At 69.6% G+C, this 21,920-nt stretch carries 27 protein-coding genes and 1 tRNA gene; 6 read left to right on the top strand and 22 right to left on the bottom strand.

Annotated elements, in window-relative coordinates:
* Positions 1-90: 90 nt before the first annotated feature.
* From H8R17_RS11725 to H8R17_RS11710, 4 genes are all read right to left on the bottom strand, one after another.
* Positions 91-780 carry a DUF1707 domain-containing protein gene (locus tag H8R17_RS11725; protein WP_187823086.1) on the bottom strand — a complete coding sequence of 230 codons (690 nt, stop codon included), beginning with the start codon at positions 778-780 and terminating at the stop codon, positions 91-93.
* A gap of 33 nt (positions 781-813) precedes the next feature.
* Positions 814-1,851 carry an ATP-binding cassette domain-containing protein gene (locus H8R17_RS11720; RefSeq protein WP_262505195.1) on the bottom strand — a complete coding sequence of 346 codons (1,038 nt, stop codon included), beginning with the start codon at positions 1,849-1,851 and terminating at the stop codon, positions 814-816.
* 2 nt (positions 1,852-1,853) lie between these two features.
* Complete coding sequence (locus tag H8R17_RS11715) at positions 1,854-2,618, bottom strand: ABC transporter permease (RefSeq protein ID WP_187823097.1); 765 nt, start codon at positions 2,616-2,618, stop codon at positions 1,854-1,856.
* Between the two features lie 157 nt (positions 2,619-2,775).
* A complete protein-coding gene (locus H8R17_RS11710) occupies positions 2,776-3,576 on the bottom strand; it encodes an ABC-2 family transporter protein (RefSeq protein ID WP_187823085.1) in 801 nt (266 codons plus the stop codon).
* Positions 3,577-3,844: 268 nt separating this feature from the next.
* On the opposite strand from H8R17_RS11710, the gene H8R17_RS11705 reads away from it, so the two are divergent.
* The gene (locus H8R17_RS11705; protein ID WP_187823084.1) at positions 3,845-6,262 is read left to right on the top strand and encodes a transglycosylase domain-containing protein; all 2,418 of its coding nucleotides are present in this window, start codon (positions 3,845-3,847) and stop codon (positions 6,260-6,262) included.
* A gap of 88 nt (positions 6,263-6,350) precedes the next feature.
* On the opposite strand, the gene H8R17_RS11700 is transcribed toward H8R17_RS11705, so the two are convergent.
* Positions 6,351-6,707 (bottom strand): co-chaperone GroES, encoded by a 357-nt coding sequence (locus H8R17_RS11700; protein WP_187823083.1) that lies wholly within the window; start codon positions 6,705-6,707, stop codon positions 6,351-6,353.
* 43 nt (positions 6,708-6,750) lie between these two features.
* A complete protein-coding gene (locus tag H8R17_RS11695; RefSeq protein ID WP_187823082.1) occupies positions 6,751-7,080 on the bottom strand; it encodes a DUF3618 domain-containing protein in 330 nt (109 codons plus the stop codon).
* A 95-nt stretch (positions 7,081-7,175) separates the two neighbouring features.
* Here H8R17_RS11695 and bcp point away from each other — a divergent pair, with 95 nt between their 5' ends.
* On the top strand, positions 7,176-7,643 hold the full coding sequence (bcp, locus tag H8R17_RS11690; protein ID WP_187823081.1) for a thioredoxin-dependent thiol peroxidase: 468 nt from the start codon (positions 7,176-7,178) through the stop codon (positions 7,641-7,643).
* A 187-nt stretch (positions 7,644-7,830) separates the two neighbouring features.
* Positions 7,831-7,904: transfer RNA gene (locus H8R17_RS11685), tRNA-Leu, on the top strand.
* A gap of 220 nt (positions 7,905-8,124) precedes the next feature.
* Here the strand turns inward: H8R17_RS11685 and rdgB are convergent.
* The 4 genes from rdgB to H8R17_RS11665 form a co-directional block, all read right to left on the bottom strand.
* Positions 8,125-8,727 carry an RdgB/HAM1 family non-canonical purine NTP pyrophosphatase gene (gene rdgB, locus H8R17_RS11680; RefSeq protein ID WP_187823080.1) on the bottom strand — a complete coding sequence of 201 codons (603 nt, stop codon included), beginning with the start codon at positions 8,725-8,727 and terminating at the stop codon, positions 8,125-8,127.
* Between the two features lie 43 nt (positions 8,728-8,770).
* Positions 8,771-9,175, bottom strand: coding sequence for a hypothetical protein (locus H8R17_RS11675; RefSeq protein WP_187823079.1), 405 nt, complete (start codon positions 9,173-9,175; stop codon positions 8,771-8,773).
* A gap of 140 nt (positions 9,176-9,315) precedes the next feature.
* On the bottom strand, positions 9,316-10,053 hold the full coding sequence (gene rph, locus H8R17_RS11670; protein ID WP_187823078.1) for a ribonuclease PH: 738 nt from the start codon (positions 10,051-10,053) through the stop codon (positions 9,316-9,318).
* A gap of 102 nt (positions 10,054-10,155) precedes the next feature.
* Positions 10,156-10,389, bottom strand: a complete 234-nt coding sequence (locus H8R17_RS11665; RefSeq protein ID WP_187823077.1) for a glucose PTS transporter subunit EIIB — start codon at positions 10,387-10,389, stop codon at positions 10,156-10,158.
* Between the two features lie 380 nt (positions 10,390-10,769).
* Between H8R17_RS11665 and H8R17_RS11660 the strand changes: the two genes are divergently transcribed.
* Positions 10,770-12,020 carry a PTS transporter subunit EIIC gene (locus tag H8R17_RS11660; protein ID WP_187823076.1) on the top strand — a complete coding sequence of 417 codons (1,251 nt, stop codon included), beginning with the start codon at positions 10,770-10,772 and terminating at the stop codon, positions 12,018-12,020.
* A gap of 79 nt (positions 12,021-12,099) precedes the next feature.
* Here H8R17_RS11660 and H8R17_RS11655 read toward each other — a convergent pair whose 3' ends face one another.
* The 11 genes from H8R17_RS11655 to clpS form a co-directional block, all read right to left on the bottom strand.
* A complete protein-coding gene (locus H8R17_RS11655; RefSeq protein ID WP_187823075.1) occupies positions 12,100-12,852 on the bottom strand; it encodes an MBL fold metallo-hydrolase in 753 nt (250 codons plus the stop codon).
* 446 nt (positions 12,853-13,298) lie between these two features.
* Entirely contained in the window at positions 13,299-14,249 is a 951-nt protein-coding gene (locus tag H8R17_RS11650) for a PLP-dependent cysteine synthase family protein (RefSeq protein ID WP_187823074.1), read from the bottom strand.
* A 17-nt stretch (positions 14,250-14,266) separates the two neighbouring features.
* Positions 14,267-14,554: a MoaD/ThiS family protein gene (locus H8R17_RS11645; RefSeq protein WP_187823073.1), complete on the bottom strand. Its 288-nt coding sequence runs from the start codon at positions 14,552-14,554 to the stop codon at positions 14,267-14,269.
* Positions 14,555-14,677: 123 nt separating this feature from the next.
* The gene (locus H8R17_RS48630; protein ID WP_316959376.1) at positions 14,678-14,773 is read right to left on the bottom strand and encodes a putative leader peptide; all 96 of its coding nucleotides are present in this window, start codon (positions 14,771-14,773) and stop codon (positions 14,678-14,680) included.
* A gap of 182 nt (positions 14,774-14,955) precedes the next feature.
* Positions 14,956-15,240 (bottom strand): hypothetical protein, encoded by a 285-nt coding sequence (locus H8R17_RS49180; RefSeq protein ID WP_399476587.1) that lies wholly within the window; start codon positions 15,238-15,240, stop codon positions 14,956-14,958.
* Positions 15,165-15,404 (bottom strand): LacI family DNA-binding transcriptional regulator, encoded by a 240-nt coding sequence (locus H8R17_RS49175; RefSeq protein ID WP_399476594.1) that lies wholly within the window; start codon positions 15,402-15,404, stop codon positions 15,165-15,167. Before H8R17_RS49175 ends, H8R17_RS49180 begins: the two co-directional genes overlap by 76 nt.
* Before the next feature lie 197 nt (positions 15,405-15,601).
* Complete coding sequence (locus H8R17_RS11635; RefSeq protein WP_187823072.1) at positions 15,602-16,024, bottom strand: Mov34/MPN/PAD-1 family protein; 423 nt, start codon at positions 16,022-16,024, stop codon at positions 15,602-15,604.
* A 76-nt stretch (positions 16,025-16,100) separates the two neighbouring features.
* Positions 16,101-16,250 (bottom strand): hypothetical protein, encoded by a 150-nt coding sequence (locus tag H8R17_RS11630; RefSeq protein WP_187823099.1) that lies wholly within the window; start codon positions 16,248-16,250, stop codon positions 16,101-16,103.
* Positions 16,251-16,309: 59 nt separating this feature from the next.
* Positions 16,310-17,848, bottom strand: a complete 1,539-nt coding sequence (locus H8R17_RS11625; RefSeq protein WP_187823096.1) for a sodium:alanine symporter family protein — start codon at positions 17,846-17,848, stop codon at positions 16,310-16,312.
* A gap of 296 nt (positions 17,849-18,144) precedes the next feature.
* Positions 18,145-18,747, bottom strand: a complete 603-nt coding sequence (locus H8R17_RS11620; protein WP_187823071.1) for a DUF2017 domain-containing protein — start codon at positions 18,745-18,747, stop codon at positions 18,145-18,147.
* A gap of 30 nt (positions 18,748-18,777) precedes the next feature.
* Positions 18,778-19,095: an ATP-dependent Clp protease adapter ClpS gene (gene clpS / locus H8R17_RS11615; RefSeq protein WP_187823070.1), complete on the bottom strand. Its 318-nt coding sequence runs from the start codon at positions 19,093-19,095 to the stop codon at positions 18,778-18,780.
* A 183-nt stretch (positions 19,096-19,278) separates the two neighbouring features.
* Between clpS and H8R17_RS11610 the strand changes: the two genes are divergently transcribed.
* Together H8R17_RS11610 and H8R17_RS11605 are read left to right on the top strand one after the other, a co-directional pair.
* A complete protein-coding gene (locus tag H8R17_RS11610; protein ID WP_187823069.1) occupies positions 19,279-20,625 on the top strand; it encodes a nicotinate phosphoribosyltransferase in 1,347 nt (448 codons plus the stop codon).
* A gap of 126 nt (positions 20,626-20,751) precedes the next feature.
* Positions 20,752-21,339: an isochorismatase family protein gene (locus tag H8R17_RS11605; RefSeq protein WP_187823068.1), complete on the top strand. Its 588-nt coding sequence runs from the start codon at positions 20,752-20,754 to the stop codon at positions 21,337-21,339.
* Positions 21,340-21,567: 228 nt separating this feature from the next.
* Here H8R17_RS11605 and H8R17_RS11600 read toward each other — a convergent pair whose 3' ends face one another.
* Positions 21,568-21,909 (bottom strand): hypothetical protein, encoded by a 342-nt coding sequence (locus H8R17_RS11600; protein ID WP_187823067.1) that lies wholly within the window; start codon positions 21,907-21,909, stop codon positions 21,568-21,570.
* Positions 21,910-21,920: the final 11 nt, after the last annotated feature.

Below are 21,920 nucleotides of genomic sequence, written 5' to 3'. Positions count from 1 at the left end.
ACCCTCGCCAGCACGGCAGGACTCACCCACCCACCGGAGATCAAGACAGCGAGTTATTAATCGGCAAGCCCTAACTACACGGCATTGGCACTAGTCCAGCTCCCGCCGGTCGGCCTTCCGCTCCAGCTTCTCCCGGCGCCGCTCCTCCCGCAGCCGCAGCTGCTCCGCCCGGGTCAGCTTGCGCTCGACGCCCACGCCGCCGCAGAGGGCGAAGCCGGTGACGATCACACGCGGTGCGCCGGGGTCGCCCGGTACGCCCTCCTCGCTGTGGTCGAAGCCGCCCATGATCCCGATGCCGCGGACCACGACCTCGACGCCGGGCGGCACGATCACCTGCATCCCGCCCATGATCGCGATGCAGTTGATCTCGACCTCGCGGTCCGCGAAGTCGGCCTCGCGCAGATCGATCTCCCCACCGCCCCAGAAGGTGAAGCAGGTGAACCGCCGCGGCGCCGTCCAGCGCCCCTTGCGCTGGAACCCCGACATCACCGCCACGGCCCCGGACGACGACCCCTCGCCACCGACGATCCGGTCCGCCCAGCTCCCCTGCTCCGCGGGCTGCTTGGTCATCGACACCCGCGGGGCGGGCGCCTGCGCGTCCGGCAGGTCACGGGTGAGCGGCGCCAGCTCCCCGTACGTGCGCGCCTTGTACGTCGCGTCGAGCCGTTCCTCGAACTCCTCCATGTCGAGGCGGCCCTCCGCGAGGGCCTCCCGCAGGATCTCGGCGACTCGTTCACGGTCGGCGTCGGAGGCACGCAGCTCCGGGGCATCGTCGCTCATACACAGCAGCCTACGAGTTCCCGCGGCCGGGGGCTACGAGACCGCTCGTTCCCCGTGCTCGGCGGGCCCGGCGTGCTCCGCGTACATCTTCGCGATCACGGCCTCGATGTCGGGTTCGCGCACCGACAGGTCAACCAGCGGGTACTCAGCCGCGATCCGCGCCACCAGCGGGGCCGCCGACTCCGACGCCGGGAACGCCAGCCACTGGCGGGGCCCCTCCACCCGTACGACCCGGGCGGGCGCCGGCGCCTCGATCGGCGGCAGCTCCCGCTCCAGGTCCACCACCAGGGTCCGCTCGCTCTCGCCCGCCTCGTGCAGGCCGGCGAGCGGACCGTCGTACATCAGGCGCCCGTGGTCGATGACCATCACGCGGGAGCACAGCTGCTCGATGTCCTGGAGGTCGTGCGTGGTCAGCAGGACGGTCGTGCCGCGCTCGGTGTTCAGCTCCCGCAGGAAGTCGCGGACCCTGGCCTTGGAGATGACGTCCAGGCCGATGGTGGGCTCGTCCAGATAGAGCACCTCCGGGTCGTGCAGCAGGGCCGCCGCGATGTCGCCGCGCATCCGCTGGCCCAGGGAGAGTTGCCGCACCGGTACGTCCAACAGGGCGGACAGGTCGAGGAGTTCGACGAGGTGGTCGAGATTCTCGCGGTAACGGGCGTCCGGGATGCGGTACATGCGGTGCATCAGGCGGTAGGAGTCGATCAGCGGCAGGTCCCACCACAGCGTCGTACGCTGCCCGAACACCACCCCGATGCGGTGCGCCAGGCGGATCCGCTCGCGGGAGGGGTCGATGCCGGCGACGCGCAGCCGGCCGCCGCTCGGGGTGAGGATGCCGGTCAGCATCTTGATCGTGGTCGACTTGCCGGCGCCGTTCGGCCCGATGTAGCCGACCATCTCGCCGCGCGCCACGGTGAACGAGATCGCGTCGACGGCCCGTACCTGCCGTCGCTCCCGCTTCATGAACCCGGTCTTCTTGCGCACGTCGAAGACCTTCTCGACACGGTCGAGTTCGATGAACGCGTTCTCCATGACCGTGCCCGACTCGCCGACCATCCCTGCCTCCCCGGCCATCCTTAACTCCCGGTACTCCGATACGACCGCAGCCCGGCCCGCCACGCCACCCCGGCCAGCGCACAGCACCCCACGGCCACCAGCGGCGGCGCGAAGGCCGCCCACTGGGGCAGCGCGAGCGGGTACGGCCGCTCCAACACGTAGGCGGCGGACACCCAGTTGACGAAGGCCAGCGGCAGAATGAACGTCACCCCGCGCACCAGGTCCTTCCCGAACACGGTCGGCGGATACTGCAACAGCGTGTTGCCGCCGTACGTGAACGCGTTCTGCACCTCGGCGGCGTCCTGCGCCACGAACTGGAAGGACGCGCCCGCCACGAACAGCGCGCAGAAGATCACCGCGCCGCTGAGCAGCATCAGCGGCACCAGCAGCACCTTCGCCGGGGTCCAGTCGACGTCGACGGTCAGCAGCGCCCAGCCCAGCACCAGCGCGCCCTGGGTGATCCGGCCCAGGCGGCGCAGTGCGAAATGGTCCGCGGCGACCTGGGCCAGCACCGGAACGGGCCGCACCAGCAGCGTGTCGAACGAGCCGTCGCGCATCCGGCCGCCAAGGACGTCCATCGAGCCGAACGTCAGGTCGGCGAACCCGAACGCCGTCGCCGACAGGCCGTACAGGAACGCGACCTCGGGCAGCGACCAGCCGCCGAGCGAGTCGACCTGCGAGAACATCAGCAGGATCGCGGCGAAGTCCATCCCGGTCAGCAGCAGGTTGCCGAGCACCGTGACCACGAAGGAGGCGCGGTAGGTCATGGCGGACCGGATCCACATCCCGGCGATCAGCCCGTAGGCCCGCAGCCCCTCACCGGCCCTGGCGATCCGGCCGGGCCCGGAGGTCTCGCCCAGCCTGGAGGCCCAATCGGCCCGGAAAATCCCACTCGCCTCGGATGCCTCACTCGCCTCGGAGGCCTCACTCACCCTGGAGATCTCACCCACCCTGTACCACCACCCGCCGCGTGGCCGCCGACTGCACCAGCCGCCCGGCGGCAAGCAGCGCCACGGCCCAGGCCGCCTGGAAGGCGTACGCCCCGAGGGGGTCGGCCTCCCCCATCAGGACATCCGCCGGCATCTGCAGCTGCGCGGCCCACGGCAGCGCCTGAACGAAGTGGCCGAGCGCGCCCGGGAAGGCGTTCAGCGGCAGGAGCATGCCCGAGCAGAAGATCCCCGTGACCATCAGGGCCTGCGAGACGCCCTGGCCGTCCATCAGCCAGAACACGCTCAGGGCGGCCAGGTAGCGGATCCCGAAGCTGACCACCATCGCCAGCAGGAGCGCGACCAGGAACGCCGCCCAGCTGGTGACGTCCCCCGGCAGCGCCGTCGGGAAGAACAGCACGCCGAACGCGAACGGGACCAGCCCCCGCCCCAGTATCTGGAACAGCGACCGCCCCAGGTCGCTCGCCAGCCACCACAGCTGCAGGTCGGCCGGCCGGTACAGGTCGATGGCGATCTCACCCGTTCGGATGCGGGCCATCAGGTCCTTCTCGGTGCCGCCGCCCTGGATGGCCAGCGTCGAGTACAGGGCCTGCCCGAGCCACACATAGGTGACCGCCTGCGCCTGGTCGTACCCCCCTAGGTGGGGTCTCTCGTCCCACAGTGCGAGGTAGGTGTAGACGAGGATCACGCCGAAAACGGTGTTCGTGAACACCCCGGCGAACGTGGCCGCCCGATAGGTCGCGTACCGCCTGAAACCCCCCGCCACGACGGCCGCATACAACCGTCCCGAGCCCACGTCACAGTCCTCCCTCGCCCGCCCGGCACCGAAGCGCAAGAGCCTAGTCCGCGGAGACCGGCGCCTACCACGGAATTTCCGGGCAACCGCGCCGGCCGGCGACGGAGTCCCATGTAATACAGGTCACAGTTTCTGACAGGTCACGGTTTCGCTGGTGTGCCCGTTGTCGGGAACGGAACGCCGGATGCAAGAGTCTTCAATAGGGGCGCAGAAGGCGTTACGAGGGCGTACGGGAACGTACGACGCGAAACAGGAGTCCGTACACGAGATGAGCGACGAGCCGCAGCCGCAGCAGCCGAACCCGGGCTGGGCCCAGAGTGAGCCACAGGCGGCTGACGACCCGGGGAGCACCAAGGCGGGGAAGCCGGAGCGCACCGGCTGGCGCCGGCTGATCCCGACCTGGCGGATGGTGCTGGGCACCTTCATCGTCGGCGTTCTGCTGCTGATCGGCGGATTCTTCCTCGGCTACTCGCTGGTGAAGATCCCGGCGGCCAACGCGTTCGCAACCAAGCAGGCCAACGTCTACATGTACGCGGACGGCTCCGTGCTCGCCCGCGACGGCGAGGTCAACCGGGAGAACGTCACCCTGGCCCACATCTCCAAGGACGCCCAGCACGCGATCCTGGCCGCCGAGGACCGCGACTTCTACACGGAGTCCGCCGTCGACCCCAAGGCGATGCTGCGCGCCGCCTGGAACACGGCCACCGGCAAGGGCAAGCAGTCCGGTTCCACCATCACCCAGCAGTACGTGAAGAACTACTACCTGCGCCAGGAGCAGACGCTCACCCGCAAGGCGAAGGAGTTCTTCATCGCGATCAAGCTCGACCGGGAGAAGAGCAAGGACCAGATCCTGGAGGGCTACCTCAACACCAGCTACTTCGGACGCAACGCCTACGGCATCCAGGCCGCCGCCCAGGCCTACTACGGCGTGGACGCCACCAACCTCGACCCGGCCCGCGCCGCCTACCTGGCCGCGCTCGTCAACGCGCCCAGCGAGTACGACGTCGTCGCCCACCCGGAGAACAAACCCGCCGCCGTGGCCCGCTGGGACTACGTGCTGGACGGCATGGTCAAGAAGGGCTGGCTGACCGAGTCGGAGCGGGCCGGGATGAAGTTCCCGACGCCGAAGGAGTCCACCAGCTCCACCGGCATGTCCGGGCAGCGCGGCTACATCGTCGGGATCGTCAAGGACTACCTGATCAACAACAAGATCATCGACAAGGACGCGCTGGACGCGGGCGGCTACCGCATCACCACCACCCTGCAGAAGAGCAGGCAGGACGCCTTCGTGAAGGCGGTCGACGACCAGCTGATGTCCAAGCTGGACAAGAAGAAGAACCCGGTGGACAGGTACGTCCGCGCGGGCGGCGCCGCCGTCGACCCCAGGACCGGCAAGGTCGTCGCGATGTACAACGGCATCGACTACGTCAAGCAGTACACCCCGAACGCCACCCGGCGGGACTTCCAGGTCGGCTCCACCTTCAAGCCGTTCGTGCTCGCCTCGGCCGTCGAGAACGGGTCCAGCACCCAGGACGGCCGTCTGATCACCCCGAACACGATCTACGACGGCACCAACAAGCGCCTCGTGCAGGGCTGGAGCGGCGGCACCTACGACCCCGAGAACGAGGACCAGCGCTCCTACGGCGACATCACCGTCCGCGAGGCCACGGACAAGTCCGTCAACTCGGTGTACGCGCAGATGGCCGTCGACGTCGGCTCCGACAAGGTCAAGCAGACCGCCGTCGACCTCGGCCTGCCCGCCGCCACCCCGGAGCTGAACGCCTCCCCGTCCATCGCGCTCGGCGTGGCCACCGCCAGCGTGCTGGACATGGCGGAGGCGTACGCGACGCTCGCCAACCACGGCGAGCACGGCACGTACACGATGATCGAGAAGGTCACCAAGCAGGGCACGCCGGTCGAGTTGCCGAAGCGCAAGACCCGGCAGGCCGTCAGCCGTGAGGCCGCCGACACCACCACCTCGGTCCTGCAGAGCGTGGTCGAGAACGGCACCGCCACCGCCGCCCAGGCCGCCGGCCGGCCGGCGGCGGGCAAGACCGGTACGGCCGAGGAGGACACGGCGGCCTGGTTCGCGGGCTACACCCCCGACCTCGCCACGGTCGTCTCCGTGATGGGCCAGGACCCGGTCACCGCCGAGCACAAGTCCCTGTACAACGTGATGGGCCTGCCCCGCATCAACGGCGGCGGGGCGCCCACGGAGATCTGGGCCCAGTTCACCCGGGACGCCCTGAAGAGCGAGCCGGTCACCGACTTCGACCTCCAGCTCCAGTCGGGCGCCGACGAGCCGCAGCTCCCGCCCGCCGATCCGAGGACGGTGCAGCCGGGCATCGGCGGCCAGACGGACGGCGGTACGACGACGGGCGGCCAGGACGAGACGCAGAGCCCGCCCGCCGACCAGACCCCCGGCCAGACCGAGGGCCAGACCGGCGGGACCCCGCCCGGCGAGTCGCCCAGCGGCGGCGCCACCGGCGACACGACCACCGGCGGCGGCACCACCGACGGGACGACCACGGGCTCGGGCGGGACGACGGACGGCACCACCACCGGCGGCGGTACGAGCGACGGCGCCACCACCGGTGAAACCGACGGCGGCGGCTCGACGGGCACGACGGACGGGAGCGGTTCGACGGGTGGCGGCCAGCAGAACCCGTTCTTCCGCCCGGAGTGAGCCACCGCGGGGCCGGCAGCGGCGGGCGACCGTCAGGACAGCAGCAGCATGCTGGTGACGATCGTCACCGGCCCCTCGAACCGTCGATCTACAGGTACAGGCCGGTCGAGTCCTCCGACCCCTCGAACCGGTCCGCGGCCACGGCGTGCAGATCACGCTCACGCATGAGCACATAGGGGACCCCGCGCACCTCGACCTCGGCACGGTCCTCCGGGTCGTACAGCACGCGGTCGCCCGGCTCCACGCTCCGCACGTTCTGCCCCACCGCGACGACCTCGGCCCAGGCCAGCCGACGGCCGACCGCCGCCGTGGCGGGGATCAGGATGCCCCCGCCGGAACGCCGCTCGCCCTCGGTGGTGTCCTGCCGCACGAGCACACGGTCGTGCAGCATCCGGATGGGCAGCTTGTCGTGATGGGTGCTGTGCTCGTTTCTGTTGGCGCTCACGCCTCGAACCTACCTGCCTTCGACGCGAACGTACGCGAGTGGGTCAGCCCTTGCGCCGCCGGCTGCCCATGGCGAGCAGCCCCACGACCCCGACGACCAGCAGCGCGGCGGGCACGACCCGCTCCAGCCGCGGCGCCCCGCCCTCGTCCACGAACTGCGCCTTCACATCGCTGACGACCCGGTTGACCCCGACGTACGCCCGCCCGAGCGTGTGGTCGACGTTGGAGGCGACCTTGGCCTTCGCGTCCCCCACGATCGTCTTCGGGTGCACCCGCACCCCGATCTCGTCGAGGGTCTCGGCCAGCACTGCGCGGCGGCGCCTGATGTCCGCCTCGATCTGCGCCGGGGTTCTGGTGTCCGACGTGTCCGCCACCGTGGTGCCTCCGAAGTCCGCTGTCTGCCTGTGCCGGACAGTCTGTCAGCTCCCGGCCGGACCGCGCTGTCGGCACCCCCGGTTACGCTGGTCCGATGAGCGAGCGACTCCAGCCGGGGGACGTGGCCCCCGCCTTCACCCTGCCCGACGCCGACGGCACCGAGGTGTCCCTGTCGGACCACAAGGGCCGCAAGGTCATCGTCTACTTCTACCCGGCCGCCCTCACCCCCGGCTGCACGAAGCAGGCCTGCGACTTCACGGACAACCTGGAGCTGCTGGCCGGCGCCGGCTACGACGTCATCGGCATCTCCCCCGACAAGCCGGAGAAGCTCGCCAAGTTCCGCGACAAGGAGTCCCTGAAGGTCACCCTCCTCGCCGACCCGGACAAGACCGTCACCGGGTCCTACGGCGCCTACGGCGAGAAGAAGAACTACGGCAAGACGTACATGGGCGTCATCCGCTCCACGGTCATCGTGGACGAGGAGGGCAAGGTCGAGCGCGCGCTGTACAACGTGCGGGCGACGGGGCACGTGGCCAAGATCATCAAGGATCTGGGGATCTGAGGGTTCCTGCTGTTCCTGGAACGGCCCGTACGGATGTGATCCGGTACGGGCCGTTCCGCATTTCGGGCGTGACTGTCTGACAGACAACCGGCGGGAGAACCTGCGGTTCCTGCCACGCGGTCACCAGCACCTGGTGCAGGGGAGGGCAGCGGCGACGGACTCTGACCCAGTAAAGTAAGGCGAGCGTGCGCCCGTACTCCAACTGGTAGAGAGTCTGGCCTTAGACACCAGGTGTTGTCGGTTCGAATCCGACCGGGCGCATAAGGGGTCCTTGCACTATGCCCGCCCGGGTCGCGCGGGCCGGCACCGCACCTCGCCGCGTTGCCGGAGAGCCCTAGTAGCTCCGCTACGAGGGCTCTCCGGCGCCTTGCGATGCACGGCACCAGCCCAGGCGACCTAATCGGGCGCTCATAGTGCAAGGACCCCTAAGAGAAACAGGCCCCGCACCTTCGATCTGTAGGCGCGGGGCCTGTCCGTGAAGTCAGCCCAACAGCTCCCGAACCACCGCCACCAACGCCCGGAACGCCTTCCCCCGATGGCTGATCGCGTTCTTCTCCTCCGGCGTCAGCTCCGCGCACGTCCGCGTCTCCCCCTCGGGCTGGAGGATCGGGTCGTAGCCGAAGCCGCCCGTACCGGCGGGCTCGTGGCGTAGTACGCCTCGGAGTTGGCCCTCGACCACCCTCTCCGTACCGTCGGGGAGGGCGAGGGCCGCCGCGCACGCGAAATGCGCTCCCCGGTGTTCGTCGGCAATGTCGGCGAGCTGAGCCAGCAGCAGTTCCAGGTTGGCCTTGTCGTCCCCATGCCGACCCGCCCAGCGGGCGGAGAAGATGCCGGGGGCGCCGTTCAGCACGTCGACGCAGAGGCCGGAGTCGTCGGCGACGGCGGGAAGGCCGGTGGCCTGGGCGAGGGCGTGGGCCTTGAGGAGGGCGTTCTCGGCGAAGGTGACGCCGGTTTCCTTGACGTCGGGGACGTCGGGGTAGGCGTCGGCGCCGACCAGGTCGTGCGGGAGGCCGGCTTCGGCGAGGATGGCCTTGAGTTCGGTGATTTTTCCGGCGTTGCGGGTGGCGAGGATCAAGCGGGTCATGGCCCCCAGTATTGCCGGGGACCGGGACCTGCCTGTGCGCGCGTTACGGCGTGCAGACCTTCGTCAGCTCGCCGGCCGCGTCCGTGACCGGGCTGATGTCGGGGGTCTCGTCGCCGTTCTTGATGGCCGTGCGGACGTTGCCGACGGCCTGGTTGAGGTCGTCGACGGCCTTGTTGACGTCGGCGTTGTCGGTCTTGTCGCCGATCTTGTCGAGGTTCTTGTCGATGGATCCGAGGGATTCGTCGATCTGCGTCGGGTCGTTGGAGGCGTTCTCCACGGCCTGCTGGAGTTCGGTGACGCTGTCGGCGATGGCGTCGGCGGTCTGGACGCAGTCCAGTGCCTTGTCGACGGCGTCGCAGCCGGTGGTGAGTCCGGCGGTCAGCGCGACCGCCGCCAGGGTGGCGGCGGCTGTGCTACGGCGTCGGCGGCTCGCGGACCTCGCGGGCATGGAACGGTCCCTCCCTCGGTGGGGCTCACAGGCCCTTGTCACTGGCCGGGCGCACAGGGATGAGCCGTGCGCCCGTACTCCTTCAGACGCGAGGGCGTGCCGGCCGGTTGCCATGCCGGCGACCCGACTTGGTGCGTCCTTTACCTGTCGAGGACGGTATCAAGTGCCTTGTGCTGGAGGGCTGCCAGTTCGGTGCAGCCGGCGACGGCGAGGTCGAGCAGGGCGTTGAGCTCGTCGCGGGCGAAAGGTTCGGCCTCGGCGGTGCCCTGGACCTCGACGAAGCGGCCGTCGCCGGTGCAGACGACGTTCATGTCGGTCTCGGCGCGTACGTCCTCCTCGTAGCAGAGGTCGAGGAGGGGGACGCCGCCGACGATGCCGACGGAGACGGCGCTCACGGTGCCGGTGAGGGGCTGGCGGCCGTGTTTGATCAGCTTCTTGCCCTGGGCCCAGGCGACGGCGTCGGCGAGGGCGACGTAGGCGCCGGTGATGGCGGCGGTGCGGGTGCCGCCGTCGGCCTGGAGGACGTCGCAGTCGACGACGATGGTGTTCTCGCCGAGTGCCTTGTAGTCGATGACGGCGCGCAGGGAGCGGCCGATGAGGCGGCTGATCTCGTGGGTACGGCCGCCGATCCTGCCCTTGACGGACTCGCGGTCGCCGCGGGTGTTGGTGGAGCGGGGCAGCATGGCGTATTCCGCGGTGACCCAGCCCTCGCCGCTGCCCTTGCGCCAGCGGGGGACGCCTTCGGTGACGGAGGCGGTGCAGAAGACTTTGGTGTCGCCGAAGGAGACGAGGACGGAGCCCTCGGCGTGCTTGCTCCAGCCGCGCTCGATGGTGACGGGGCGGAGCTGTTGGGGGGTGCGGCCGTCGATTCGTGACATGCCGTTGAGCCTAGTCCTCCGTACGAGGGGGCCCCTCCCGCGGTGGTGGGTAGGGGCCCCTGGTGGTGAACCGGGTGGTTCGCCTCCGTGTGTCCGGGAGGGTCACATCATGTCTTCGATCTCCGCGGCGATCGGGTCGGCGTCGGTGCCGATGACGACCTGGATGGCGCTGCCCATCTTGACGACGCCGTGGGCGCCGGCGGCCTTCAGGGCAGCCTCGTCGACCAGTGAGGCATCCGCGACCTCGGTCCGCAGGCGGGTGATACAGCCTTCGACCTCTTCGATGTTGTCGATGCCGCCGAGCCCGGCAACGATCTTCTCAGCCTTGCTGGCCATGTTCTTTCTCCCTGATCCGAACCGGTTTGTCGCAGTAACCCCCAGTGCCCAGCCTTGCGGGCGGCCTTGTCGTGCGTACGGAAGTGATGGCGTCACGACAGCGGAACCGTCCGCCAACTGGTCTACACCACCCGCGGGACGGCCGCCAAACCGCCCGCCCGATCGTCGTCCATTACGTGATCTTCTGGTTCGCGATCACGAAGTTCGATCTGAAGACACCGGGTAGGGAGCCGGAGGAGGATGTCGAGGACACCACCTGGGCATAACGCCCGGCGCACTCCTTTTGGAGGGCGGAATCGCGGGTTCCTTGCCCCACCTCCATCGTGCTACAACAGGTCTACACCACTGATTGGTGTAGACCACCCCCCGATGGAGGATGTATGAGCACCGCCACCGCGTCGGCGGCCCCCGCGAGGAAGCGGGGATCCGGCCTGTTCCAGGGCCTGCAGAAGGTCGGCCGCAGCCTGCAGCTCCCGATCGCCGTCCTGCCGGCGGCGGGCATCCTGCTGCGGCTGGGGCAGGACGACGTGTTCGGCAAGGACGGGCTCGGCTGGGACAAGGTCGCGGCCGTGTTCGCCACCGCGGGTGGCGCGATCTTCGACAACCTGCCGATGCTGTTCTGCATCGGCGTGGCCATCGGTTTCGCCAGGAAGGCGGACGGCTCCACGGCGCTGGCGGCCCTGGTCGGCTTCCTGGTCTACAGCAACGTGCTGAAGGCGTTCCCGGTCACCGAGGCGAAGATCCAGCCGGGCGAGGACATAGCCGCGATGTACAACAACCCCGGTGTCCTCGGCGGCATCCTGATGGGTCTGCTGGCGGCGGTGCTGTGGCAGCGCTACCACCGCAAGAAGCTGGTGGACTGGCTGGGCTTCTTCAACGGCCGTCGGCTGGTGCCGATCATCATGGCCTTCGTCGGCACCGCCGTGGGCGTCTTCTTCGGGCTGGTCTGGGAGCCGATCGGCGAGGGCATCTCGGACGTCGGCGAGTGGATCACCGGGCTCGGCGCCTTCGGTGCGGGTCTGTTCGGTCTGATCAACCGGGCGCTGATCCCGGTCGGCATGCACCAGTTCGTGAACACCGTCTCCTGGTTCCAGATCGGCGACTTCAAGGACGCGGCCGGCGAGGTGGTGCACGGCGACCTGAACCGCTTCTTCGCCGGTGACCCGAGCGCCGGTATGTTCATGTCCGGGTTCTTCCCGATCATGATGTTCGGCCTGCCGGCCGCCGCGATCGCCATCGCGCACGCCGCCCGGCCCGAGCGCCGCAAGGCCGTGCTGGGCATGATGATCTCCCTCGCGCTGACCTCCTTCGTGACCGGTGTGACCGAACCGATCGAGTTCTCGTTCATGTTCATCGCCCCGGTGCTGTACGTGATCCACGCGGTGCTCACCGCCATCTCGATGGCGATCACCTGGGCGCTCGGGGTGCACGCGGGCTTCACCTTCTCCGCGGGCTTCATCGACTACGCGCTGAACTGGAACCTGGCGACCAAGCCATGGCTGATCATTCCGATCGGCCTGGTGTTCGCGGCGGTCTACTACACCCTCTTCCGCTTCGCGATCACCAAGTTCAACCTGCCGACACCGGGGCGGGAGCCGGAGTCGGAGGTGGAGGACCTCACGAAGGCGTAGGTGTCGTCACGGCGCGAAAGAGGCCCGGAGCTGCACGGCTCCGGGCCTTCGTCGTCGTACGGGCTGGATCGCGTACGGGTCAGATCTCGTACGTCTTCCTCGGCACCGCCAGTTCCACCGGACCGTCGAAGACCGTGCGGGCGTCGGCCAGGTTGACCTGCGGGTCGGTCCACGGCGGGATGTGGGTGAGGACCAGGCGGCGGGCGTGGGCGCGGGCGGCGGTCTCGCCGGCCTCGCGGCCGTTGAGGTGCAGGTCGGGGATGTTCTCCTTGCCGTAGGTGAACGCCGCCTCGCACAGGAAGAGGTCGGCGTCCCGGGCGAGTTCGTCGAGCGCGTCGCTGACGCCCGTGTCGCCGGAGTACGTCAGCGTCTTGCCGTCGTGCTCGATGCGGATGCCGTACGTCTCGACGGGGTGGGCCACCTGGTCGGTGTGCACGGTGAACGGGCCGATGTCGAAGGTGCCCGGCTTGACCGTGTGGAAGTCGAAGACCTCGCTCATGGAGGAGTGGGAGGGGGTGTCGGCGTAGGCGATGGTCAGCCGGTGTTCCGTGCCCTCGGGGCCGAAGACCGGGATGGGGGCGCAGCGGCCGCCGTCGTGCCGGTAGTAGCGCGCCACGAAGTAGGCGCACATGTCGATGCAGTGGTCGGCGTGCAGGTGGCTGAGGAAGATCGCGTCGAGGTCGTAGAGACCGCAGTGGCGCTGCAGCTCGCCAAGGGCGCCGTTGCCCATGTCGAGGAGCAGCCGGAAGCCGTCGGCCTCGACGAGGTAGCTCGAGCAGGCCGATTCCGCGGACGGGAAGGACCCCGAGCAGCCGACGACGGTGAGCTTCATGAAGCAGAAACCTCCGCTGGCGGATGTCTGAGATGGGGCGTCGGGGGTCGTGCGGTGCGTCGAGCGTAAGGCGCAAAACCTTCGGTCGCTCCTCTGCACAGGGCTGTTGTGGGCGAACTCACCTGTGGTGTCACCGGTTCGGCTGGTCGCGGGGCGTGTGAGGCCGGGGGGAGGGCGCGCGGGGTGGGGGGTGCGCCGGTGCGGTCGTTGGTATGGACACGTCCTGCTGGCCGGCGGTCGCGGCGGCCGGGGGCTGCGCGGCCGGTGGGCCGGGTTGGTGCGGAGGGGCGGCCTCAGCCTGCGGAGATGGAACGACGAGGCTGACTGCATACAGGTGTGCGTACCAGGCGGCGTGGGCGTTGCAGCCCCTTCCTGTCCGCGACCGCCCAAGAACGCCAAAGGGCCGGAGGCTCAGCCTCCAGCCCTCGTCGTCGGCGTCGAGCCCGTCAGGCCCAGAGCTGGCCCTGGAGGGTCTTGATGGCCTCGTCGGTGGTGGCAGCCGTGTAGACGCCGGTGGAGAGGTACTTCCAGCCGCCGTCGGCGACCACGAAGACGATGTCGGCTTGCTCGCCCGCCTTCAGGGCCTTCTTGCCCACGCCGATCGCGGCGTGCAGGGCCGCGCCGGTGGAGACGCCGGCGAAGATGCCCTCCTGCTGGAGGAGTTCCCGGGTGCGGGTGACGGCGTCGGCGGAGCCGACCGAGAAGCGGGTGGTGAGGACGGAGGCGTCGTAGAGCTCGGGTACGAAGCCCTCGTCGAGGTTGCGCAGACCGTAGACGAGGTCGTCGTAGCGGGGCTCCGCGGCGACGATCTTGACGTCCGGCTTGTGTTCGCGGAGGTAGCGGCCGACGCCCATCAGGGTGCCCGTGGTGCCCAGGCCTGCCACGAAGTGGGTGACGGAGGGGAGGTCCGCGAGGATTTCGGGGCCCGTGGTCGCGTAGTGGGCGCCCGCGTTGTCCGGATTGCCGTACTGGTAGAGCATGACCCAGTCGGGGTGTTCGGCCGACAGCTCCTTGGCCACCCTGACCGCGGTGTTGGAGCCGCCTGCCGCGGGCGACGAGATGATCTCCGCGCCCCACATGGCGAGGAGGTCCCGGCGCTCCTGGGAGGTGTTCTCGGGCATCACGCACACGATGCGGTAGCCCTTGAGCTTCGCCGCCATGGCCAGGGAGATGCCGGTGTTGCCCGAGGTGGGTTCGAGGATCGTGCAGCCCGGGGTCAGGCGGCCGTCCTTCTCCGCCTGTTCGATCATGTGCAGGGCCGGGCGGTCCTTGACGGAACCCGTCGGGTTGCGGTCCTCCAGCTTGGCCCAGATGCGGACGTCGTCGGACGGCGAGAGCCGCGGCAGGCGCACCAGGGGGGTGTTGCCTACCGCGGCGAGCGGGGAGTCGTAGCGCATCGGAGATCGGTGGCCGCTCAGGCCATGCCGCCGGCCACGGCCGGCAGGATCGTGACGTTGTCCCCGTCGGAGACCTTGGTGTTGATGCCGTCGAGGAAGCGGACGTCCTCGTCGTTGAGGTACACGTTGACGAAGCGGCGCAGCTGGTCGCCGGCCTCGCCGTCGACGAGGCGGGCGCGGATGCCCGCGTGCCGGGTTTCGAGGTCGGCGAAGAGCTCGGCGAGGGTGTCCCCGGTGCCCTCCACCGCCTTCTGACCGTCGGTGTACTGGCGGAGGATGGTCGGGATGCGGACCTCGATGGCCATGGCTCAGGGCTCCTGTCGGGAGGTGTCGTCTGGTCGGTGGGCGCGCGGCGGCGCAGGGAGTGTGGTGGTGCCCAGATGGAGCGGTCGCCGCGGCTCACGGCCGTACGGCGGCAGGGGGCAGCGTCAACAGATGGCGCTGGCAAGCCTGCACAGGTCGACGTGCAGCCGCGCCACGAGCAGCATGCCCGGCGTCTTCTCGCTCACGTCGTGAAAAACCATGGGCTCATCGTATCGATTCCCGGTCCGGGTCCTGGAATGTGATCCCACATTCCGGACGATGTTGGGCCGGGAAGTGAGATCGGGCTGGTCAGCACGGACGCCCGGCCCGGGTGCTCGCGTGATCACCGATTCGAGGAGCGGCGTCATCAGCCGCACGAGCGGCCTGCGCGACACCCGCGTCATCAGGCCGATTCCCTGACCACCAGCTGCGTCGGCAGGACCACCGACGGCGGCGTCGCGAGCAGCGTGGGGCCGCCGAGGAAGTCGCCGACGCGCGGGTAGTCGTCCGGCTCGTCCGGGAAGAGCAGGACCGGCTGGGCGCCGTGCCGGGTGAGCTCCCGGCGGATGCCGCGCAGCAGGCAGTCGAAGAAACGGGTCGAGGAAGAGCCGGTCACGGGCTGGGTCGCGACGACGGCGACGACGCCGGTGCGGCGGGTGACCAGCTGCCGGGCGGCGTTGTTGGGCACGTAGCCCGGCTCGGCGACGACGCCCGGATGCGGTCGGCGACCTCCGCGCGCACCCGGGGCTCACCGTTGATCACCCGCGACACCGTGGACTTCGAGACGCCGGCATGGCGTGCGACTTCCTCCAGGGTGGGGCGCCGGCCGTTGGTCTGTTGTCTCAACACCATCGCCGTTACGGCGAGTTGTTCGCGTGCGGACAGGTGGCACACGGTAACTCCCGGGGGACGGCGGCGCCGACGGGCTGGATCAAGGACGTCCGGTCAAGAGGGGGTTTCCGGTCCGGCCGGCGGCCCCCTGCTTCAGCAGTGGGCGGCCCCCTGCTTCAGCAGGCCGCCACGACCGCTCGGTACGCCCCCGCGGCCGCTCAGTACGCCGCCACGACCTCGACGTCCTCCTCCGTGACCTCGCCGTCCACGATCCGGTACGAGCGGAACTGGAACTCGCCCGCGCCGTCGGTGTCGGCCGTGGAGACCAGGACGTAGTGGGCGCCGGGCTCGTTGGCGTAGGAGATGTCGGTGCGGGAGGGGTAGGCCTCGGTCGCCGTGTGGGAGTGGTAGATGACCACCGGCTCCTCGTCGTTGTCGTCCATCTCGCGGTACAGCTTGAGCAGGTCCTGCGAGTCGAACTCGTAGAAGGTGGGCGAGCGGGCGGCGTTCAGCATCGGGATGAAGCGCTCGGGACGGTCGGTGCCCGCGGGGCCCGCGATCACGCCGCACGCCTCGTCGGGGTGGTCCTCGCGGGCGTGCGCCACGATCTTGTCGTAGAGGGCCTGGGTGATGGTCAGCATGGTCGTCAGGATAAGCAGACGAGCCGCCTCGTACCGAGGTGTGGTACGGGGCGGCTCATATGCCGGACATTCTGAGTCAGCGGGCCTTCTCGAACTCCGGCTCGCGGCGCTGCGTGACCTCGGGGTTGCGCGTCCTGAGGACCGCCCAGCCGATCGCCAGGGCGGCGGCCCAGCCGGCCATGACGTACAGGCAGACGCGGGAGTCGGCGTGGAACGGCGGACCCACGCCCCCGGGCCCGCCCGTACCGCTAGCGGTACGGGCGGGCCCGGGGGCCTTGAGGCGCGTCAGAGGGTCTTGGCGGTCTCCAGGTCCTCCTCGTCGCCCCCGCCCGCCTTCGCGCGGGCTTCCTTGCCCCGGACGAAGTCCAGGAAGGAGTTCAGCTCGCGCTTGACCACGGGGGCCAGCAGGTAGAGGCCGATGATGTTGAACACCGACAGCAGGAACAGCGCCGAGTCGCCCAGGTCGATCAGCGAGCCGAGGGACATCAGGGAGCCCAGGACGACGAACGCGCTCCAGATGGCCTTGAAGGCGGTCTCGCTGGCCTTGCTGCGGCCGAAGAGGTACGTCCAGGCCTTGAGGCCGTAGTAGCCCCAGGTCAGGATCGTGGAGAAGGCGAACAGCAGCACCGCGACGGTCAGCAGCTTCGGGAACCAGGGCAGCACGGTCGCGAAGGCGTCCGAGGTGATGACGACACCGACGGGCTCGCCGCTCTCGCGGGCCTCGCCCCAGCTGGTCGGGTTGGCGATGATGATCGTCAGGGCGGTCATGGTGCAGATCACGACGGTGTCGATGAACGGCTCCAGCAGGGCGACCAGACCCTCGCTCGCGGGCTTGTCGGTCTTGACCGCGGCGTGGGCGATCGGGGCGGAGCCGAGACCCGCCTCGTTGGAGAAGGCGGCCCGCTTGAAGCCCTGGATCAGGGCACCGATCACACCGCCGACGACGCCGTCGGCCTCGAACACGCCCTTGCGGATCTCCTGGATCGCGTCGGGCACCGCGGTGACGTTGGTCAGGATGACGACCAGGCAGGCCACGATGTACATGGCGGCCATCGCCGGGACCAGCTTGCTGGTGACGGAGGCGATGGAGCGGATGCCGCCGAGCAGCACCAGGCCGACCAGCGCGGAGACCACCAGGCCGAAGAGGACGGCACCGGCGGAGGAGGCCAGGAAGCCGTCCTCGCCACCGAAGCTCGAGGAGATCTGCGCGTAGCTCTGGTTGGTCTGGTACAGGTTGCCGCCGAACAGACCGAAGAGGAGGATCATGACGGAAGCGGCGATGGCCAGCACCTTGCCGAACTTGGCGCCGACGGGGCCGAAGCGCTCGGCGAGGCCGCGGGGCAGGTAGTACATCGGACCGCCGGAGACGGTGCCGTCCGCGTGCGTTTCGCGGTACTTCACACCGAGCGTGACCTCGACGAACTTGCTCGCCATGCCGAGCAGACCGCACAGGATCATCCAGAAGGTGGCACCCGGACCACCGATGGAGACGGCGACCGCGACACCGGCGATGTTGCCGAGGCCGACGGTGCCGGAGACGGCGGCGGTCAGCGCCTGGAAGTGGTTGACCTCGCCGGGGGATCCAGGCTCGTCGTACTTGCCGCGCACCACGTTCAGGGCGAGCTTGAACTTGCGCGCCTGGAGCAGCCCGAACCAGGTGGTGAAGACCAGACCCGCGACCACCAGCCAGGCGACGATGAGCGGTAGTTCGGTGCCGCCGACGGGTACGGCGTAGAAGACGACGCCGTAGACCGCCTCCGCGACGGGTTCGAAGAACCCGCTGACGGCGTCGTTGATGGACGTGGTGACGGAGTCGAGTGACATCGGTACCTCGGGGGCGCGGGGACGTGCTGGCATGGGGACAGCTGTGGCGCTCATGCGGTCATGCGGTCATGCGGTCATGCGGTCATGCGGTCATGAGGCGATCGCCGGGCCCGTTCAGCGACTGGGCTGCCGAAAACGAGTTGCGTTTTCCTACCACACTCTTTACCGGCCCTTTAGCGGCACGGATCACGCAAAACCGCCCCTGGGGCACAAAACCCCAGGAGCGGTAATCGGATCGTTATTCGGATTTGAGCGTTCTCTGAGCGAACACTTCACGGTCACTAAAGCGTCACGAGTCAGGACATCAGGGTCGCGACCAGCGTCTCCTGGAGTCCGCCGAGCCAGAGGTACGCCATGACCATCGGCTTGCGCTGGTCGTCGTCCGGGAGGCGGTAGAGGACGTCGGTGTCGTCCTCGTCGGTGATCTCCAGCCGGGAGCCGATCGCCAGGCGCAGGTCGTTGAGGGCGCCCAGCCACTGCTGGGACTCCTCCTGCGACAGCTTCAGCACGGCGCCGCCGTCACCCACGGAGGTGAGCGCGTCCAGGGAGCGGATCACCGCGAGGGCGTTCTCACGCTTGCCGGCCCGCAGGTCGTTCTCGGTGTAGCGGCGGAACTCCGCTGAGTGCACCCGCCGCTCCTCGGCGTCCCGCGGCGAGGCGGGCTCCTCGGGGTCGACGTAGGCGTCCGGGAAGAAGCGCCGCAGGACAGGGTCGGCGGGCGGCTCGCTCGGGCCGTCGGCGAAGAGCTCGGCGAGCGGGTCGTCGGGGGCGTCCTCGGCGGGCCCCGGGCCGATCAGCTCCAGGAGCTGGACGGCGAGCGACCGGATGATGGAGATCTCGACGTCGTCGAGGGCGACGGCCGCGCCGCCGCCGGGGAGCGGTTCGAAGTGTCCGGGCATGGGATCTTTCGCTGCTGGCGGGCGTGCTGGCTACTTGCGGTCCTGCTGGAGGGTGGCCCACAGGCCGTAGCCGTGCATGGCCTGCACGTCGCGCTCCATCTCCTCGCGGCTGCCGCTGGAGACGACCGCCCGGCCCTTGTGGTGGACGTCGAGCATGAGCTTGGTGGCCTTGTCCTTGCTGTAGCCGAAGTACGTCTGGAAGACGTACGTCACGTAGCTCATGAGGTTGACCGGGTCGTTGTGGACGACCGTGACCCACGGGACGTCCGGCTCGGGTACGGCGAAGACCTCCTCCGCCGGCTCGGTGCGTTCGATCTCTAGGGGAGCAGGTGACGTCACACGACCCATGCTGCCACCCGTGGGGGGTAGACGCACAAATGGGCTTCGTGACCGACTCCACTCACCTACAAATCGTCAGACTGACGAGATGGGGGGTAACATCGGTTGGCATGCTGCACACACCGGGGGACAACCCCCGGACCCCCGGCCGAGACGGGGGCACTCGGAGATTCAGGGGTTAGGTGAGATTCAGTGGGCGTGGCGGACCTTGGGCTGCCGGTTGACGTTCCCTCGACGGCGCTCTTCACGGACCAGTACGAGCTGACGATGCTGCGCGGCTCCCTGAAGGCGGGCACGGCCGGGCGGCGGAGCGTGTTCGAGGTCTTCACCCGGCGGCTGCCGAACGGGCGGCGGTACGGCGTCGTGGCCGGCACCGGGCGGGTGCTCGACGCGGTGGAGAACTTCCGCTTCGACGAGGGCGTCCTGCGTTTCCTGCGGGAGCGGAAGATCGTCGACGAGCAGACCCTGGAGTGGCTCGCCGGGTATCGGTTCAGCGGCGACATCTGGGGCTATCCCGAGGGCGAGGTGTACTTCCCGGGCTCGCCGGTCATGCGGGTCGAGGGGACTTTCGCCGAGTGCGTCGTGCTGGAGACGGTGATCCTTTCGATCCTCAACCACGACTCCGCGGTCGCCGCGGCCGCCTCCCGCATGTCGGCGGCGGCCGGGGAGCGCCCGCTGATCGAGATGGGCGCCCGGCGCACCCACGAGCTGGCCGCGGTCGCCGCCGCGCGCGCCGCGTACGTCGGCGGCTTCGCCTCCACCTCCGACCTGGCCGCCGGTTTCCGCTACAACATCCCGACCGTCGGCACCTCCGCGCACGCCTTCACCCTGCTGCACGACAGCGAGCGGGACGCCTTCCGGGCCCAGGTCGACACGCTCGGCCGGGGCACGACGCTGCTGGTGGACACGTACGACGTCGCCGAGGCGGTCCGCACGGCCGTGGAGATCGCCGGACCCGAGCTGGGCGCCGTCCGGATCGACTCCGGCGACCTGCTGCTGGTCGCGCACCGGGTGCGGCAGCAGCTGGACGAGCTGGGCGCGACCCAAACGAAGATCATCGTGACCTCGGACCTGGACGAGTACGCGATCGCCTCGCTGGCGGCGGCGCCGGTGGACGCGTACGGCGTGGGTACGCAGCTGGTGACCGGGTCCGGGCACCCCACCTGCTCGATGGTCTACAAGCTGGTCGCGCGCGCCGAGTCCGCCGATCCGCAGGCGCCGCTGGTGCCGGTGGCGAAGAAGTCGACCGGCGGCAAGACGTCCATCGGGGGGCGCAAGTGGGCCGCGCGGCGGCTGGACGAGGACGGGGTCGCCGAGGCGGAGGTGGTCGGCACCGGGCCGGTGCCGGATGAGCTGGCCGGGCGGCAGCTGCTGGTCGAGCTGGTCAAGGGCGGTGAGGTCGTCGCCCGCGAGCCGCTGGACGCGGCGCGGGACCGGCATGCGACGGCCCGGGCGAACCTGCCGCTGTCCGCTACGCAGCTCTCGCGCGGGGAACCCGTGATTCCAACGGAGTATGCCGTGGGGAGCTCGGGTAGCTAATGCGGGTGCCTTGTGTGATACAGCTCGCACCGACCACTCCCCCGGCGCTGCCGAAGTCAATAGGCTCGGAGGTTCACCGGCCGGGCCCCGCACCAACCCCGACCCCATAGCCGAAGGACACCGACCATGCGCCGCGCGTTGATCGTCGTAGATGTGCAGAACGACTTCTGCGAGGGGGGCAGCCTCGCGGTGGCCGGGGGTGCCGATGTGGCTGCCGCCATCACCGAACTGGTCGGCCAGGCGACCGCCGGGTATCGCCATGTGGTGGCCACGCGCGACCACCACATCGCGCCGGGCGGTCACTTCGCCGACAACCCCGACTACGTCCGCTCCTGGCCCGCGCACTGTGTCGCCGGCACGGAGGGCGTCGGCTTCCATCCGAACTTCGCCCCCGCCGTCGCCTCCGGGGCGATCGACGCCGTGTTCGACAAGGGGGCGTACGCGGCGGCGTACAGCGGGTTCGAGGGGGCTGACGAGAACGGGGTGAAGCTGGCGGACTGGCTGAAGGCGCGGGAGGTCGAGGAGGTGGACGTGGTGGGGATCGCCACGGACCACTGCGTGCGCGCGACCGCGCTGGACGCGGTGCAGGAGGGCTTCCGTACGCACGTCCTGCTGGACCTCACCGCCGGGGTGGCCCCGGAAACGACGGAGAAGGCGATCGAGCAACTCCGCGAGGCCGGGGTGGAGCTCTCGGGAAAGCCGGTCGTGCAGTGACGGGCTGAGCGCTGCGTCAGCGGGTATCGGCCGGTTCGGCACCGCCGGGCTACGCCGTCGTGGATGCTCGCCGATGCGGCGGGGCCTGGCGGGAGGAAGAAGGGCCTGGCCGGGGAGAAGATCCGCCTCGCCCCGGCCTGCAGAAGAGGCCCCTCGCCCAGGAGAGGCCCCCCGCCCAGGAGAGGCCCCGTGTGGGGAGCCCGGTGGGAAAGGCCCGGCTGCCTCCGGCTACGCCTGGGCTGCCGGGCGTCTGAGGAGGGCTCTGATGGGGTGCCAGAGTTCCTGGGCCAGTTCGGGGCCGCCCGCGACATTGTCGGGGGCCGTGCGCCATATCAGGCCGTCGGGATGGTGGAGGACGGCTGTGATCTCGTCGGGGGTCGGGGGGGCGGCGTTGCCCCGGAGGTAGACCGCGCGCAGGCCCAGGTTGCGGAGTCTGGTCAGGGCTCGGGCGCGGTTCTGGGCGTGGACGAGTACGCGGACGAGGCCGACGCCGTCGGCGGCGGGGCGGGGCAGGTTCAGCGCCACCACCACCGTGCCGTTCGGCAGCTTGCAGAAACCTCCTGCGGCCATGCGGTCACACC

It is taken from the genome of Streptomyces sp. TRM68367 (genome assembly GCF_014495685.1).
Lineage (GTDB): Bacteria > Actinomycetota > Actinomycetes > Streptomycetales > Streptomycetaceae > Streptomyces.
This window is presented reverse-complemented; position numbering and strand designations above follow the sequence as displayed.